Here is a 3,345-nt window from a genome sequence, read left to right on the forward strand (position 1 = left end):
TAACTTTTAATTTTTAACGTAAGCATTCAGACTTCAGCTAGCCTCTTTCAGAGGAGCTAAAGCTAACAGCTAAGGTGTTTAGCATTGAGACTATATATTCAATTTTTGTCAAAGGGAATAGGGAATATAGAATCTAGAGATACAACAGCTAATATTATGTTCGGTTAAATAGTTATTATAATTAAAGTTCGTAGTATAGCTCTCAGCCCGAACTGTAGATAGGGCTGAGAGCTATACTACAAACAAAAACTTTATTATAAGTGATTATCCGAACATGATATTATGAGTTATTAACTCATTTATTTGCCTAATTTATTCAAAAATTTGAGTGCTTACCTTTTAAATTTTTACTTTTGACTTTTAACTTCCGTGAAATGGTATTACCTTTGCCAAAGTTTTCGTAAAGCAGAACCCACTACATCAGAATAACGCAATTCTCCAGACAAAATTTTCGTCATAATAGTAGTAGCACGAGGTCGCTTGACACCTACTTGATAAGCAATATTTGAAAAACGAGAAAATCCTTGAGCTAAACGTTGTGCCCAAACCATATCTTTCCCCCATTCTTCATTAATTATTTGAGTGTATTTTTCTAAAGCAAATAAATCCCCACTTAGAGAATTATGAATTGCTGTTGCTGCTTTAATACCTGTAAAAATAGAAGGACGAATTCCTTCCGCAGTAAAAGGGTCAACAATACAAGCTGCTTCTCCTGCTAAAACAGCATTTTGAGTATGTAATTTTTGATTCCCATTCCATAAACATAAAGGATGACCAAACTTCTGAACATTTTGAATATCTACCTCAAACATCGTGGCATATTCTGTTAATAAAGTTGCAAAATTTTGACCGTGTTTTCGCCAAAATGTACCAACTCCGATTGAGTATCCATCAGATTTAGGAAAGTTCCAAGCATAGCCATTATTTAACATTCCAAATTCAAAATAAGCACTATCAATTTGTTGATTTTTAACTGGTACTTCTATTTCCATCGCGCCACCAGTAAACCGTTTACGATTTTTAAACCCTAACCATTTTGCCATTGAACCTTTAGCACCATCAGCAGCAATTAAATAGCGACAAGTAAAAGATTGATTATTTGTATAAACTTGCCAATTATTGTTCTTAAATTCTATGCCGATAACTGGAGTTTTATCTCTAATTTCTGCTCCCTGTTTTTGCGCTTGCTGAACAATGAAATAATCAAAAACTTCTCGGCGTACCATCCAAATAGGTTGTTGATTTTGTAATTTTACTTCTACTAAATCGCCTTTTTTCCAAGTATAACGAATGGAATTAATTTTCATAGAAATAGCTGGTGAAAAATCAAAATCAAACCATTCTTGAACAATAGGAGAAACTCCACCTCCACAGGGTTTATATCGAGGTAAAGTTTCTTTTTCTAAAACTAATACAGAACGTCCGTATTTTGCTAGATGATATGCCGCACTTGCTCCTGCGGGTCCGGAGCCAACTATGATACAATCAAACATTATAATTAAGGAAGAAGAAAGAAGGAAGAATTAATATCGTGTTTAGTATTTAGCAACATGGGGCAGTATTAGTTAGGGGTGAGCAGTGGAATTAGAAAAATTCTCACTTTAGAGAATATTTTACCCCAGTTGATAAGTTTTGTCCTTTTATTTTCTTGAACCTTATTATTTATTTATCTTTCAGTCTGCTTGTCACCCCGTAACATCCTCCTCGATTGTTGATTTTCTTGGGAGCTAAGTGGTAAATTCCGAGTTAATGTCTAAAGCTTTGTACAGACAAGTCTTCATTTTTTCAGCCAAGATGCGTACACTGGGTTCTGAGAGAATCTTACTATGAGCGCCATGAATGTTATAAATCTCAAGTCCTTTTTCAGCTACACCTTCCCATCCATTTGTAGGATCGGAAGATGTTATATTTGTATGTTTAGCTTTAAAAAGAGTTATTTTACCCGGATATGACTGTGGTGTATAGCATTGAGGAGAGACAGAGGGGGAATTTATTTTGTGATGCTTTTTAGTAACATTAGAACTTGACGAACTAATAGATAGATATAATTTTTTAGGAAGTTTGGTAAGCCATTTAGTTGACAAAATTTTTACTTTGTCAAGGAAATAAGGTAGCCTGTCTTTAGATTCCAATAATAGAATGTTACCCCAGTGAATATCAATATGTCGTATCAAATCTAAAGTGAATTTCTGGAAACTAGACATCTTTTTCCAGTTTGGAGGAAGCTTAATATTTGGATGTACTGTATCAAACAAAATTAACTTGGCAACTGTTTGACCTTGTGCGTTAAGCTGTTTTGCCATTTCAAAAGCTACATTTCCTCCATTAGATACTCCCAATAATATATAAGGTCCCTGGGGCTGAAAAGCTTGCATTTCTTTAATATAGTGAGCTGCTAAATCCTTCATAGGAGGTAGAGAAACTTCTTTTTCATTCGCTTTTTTTGCTGCTAATCCATAACTTAGCCCATAAATGGGTTGTCTGAGACCTAGATAATTTGCCAAAGGTCGGTAAAAACTTAAACCTTCACCTAGAAGATGAATAGCGAATAAGGGTGTTTTATCGCCTAGTGGTTGAATAGGTACTAATGAGTACCAAGATGATGACCATTTCTCTTCAGATAAAATCTTCGCTAGTTTTTCAACTGTTGGAGCTTGAAACAGAGCAGCTAAAGGTATATCTTTCTGAACAGTTTTTTCAATTTCTGCCAATAGTTTAACTGCCAAGATAGACTGTCCTCCTAAGTCGAAGAAGTTATTATAGATTCCGATAGGTTGGACTCCCAAAACTTTTTCCCAAATCTGAGTCAGTTGGCGTTCTAATTCATTCCGAGGACTAACATAGGTAAGTTCTAACACTTTTTGAATAAGTGCATCAGCTCGTTGGATGATGGCATCAAACTTACCATTCTCTAAATTTTGTTTTAGTTGCAAGCGTTGAATTTTGCCAGTTAAGGTTCTCGGAATTTCATATTTATCAAGAGGAATGATGTAATTCGGATTTATACCCAGGGTTTGAGTTACTTTTCCGCGAATTTGTTTGACTAATTTGACTAATTGACTATCTTCTGTAATTGCTGTATGGAAGAAAATAGCTAACTCATCAGTATTGCTGTTTTGTTGTCGAATATTACAAGCAACAGTGTAAGACGGTTGAACCCCTTCAACTTTTTCAACTATTAATTCAATTTCTTGACAGGAATAATTCTTGCCATTGATAATGACGATTTCCTTTTCTCGTCCTGTCACCGTGAGGTAATTCTGATTGAGAAATCCTAAATCTCCAGTATTCAACCAATCATCTTCTGTAAAAAGCGTCCTATTCAAGGTGGGATTATTGTAATAG

General features: G+C 34.8%; 2 protein-coding genes. Both read right to left on the minus strand.

The window, feature by feature from the left end; genetic code table 11:
* Positions 1-380 precede the first annotated feature (380 nt).
* Positions 381-1,493: a geranylgeranyl reductase family protein gene (locus F6K22_RS36555; RefSeq protein WP_293109581.1), complete on the minus strand. Its 1,113-nt coding sequence runs from the start codon at positions 1,491-1,493 to the stop codon at positions 381-383.
* A gap of 234 nt (positions 1,494-1,727) precedes the next feature.
* Positions 1,728-3,345 (minus strand): non-ribosomal peptide synthetase (locus F6K22_RS36560; protein ID WP_293109583.1); only part of this gene is annotated, 1,618 nt, incomplete at its 5' end.

The sequence above is a fragment of the Okeania sp. SIO2F4 genome, from assembly GCF_010672385.1.
In the GTDB taxonomy this organism is placed as follows: domain Bacteria; phylum Cyanobacteriota; class Cyanobacteriia; order Cyanobacteriales; family Microcoleaceae; genus Trichodesmium.

Bases quoted from the DNA above. Each gene is read 5' to 3' on its own strand.
- F6K22_RS36555 (WP_293109581.1), bottom strand. From the start codon at position 1,493: ATGTTTGATTGTATCATAGTTGGCTCCGGACCCGCAGGAGCAAGTGCG.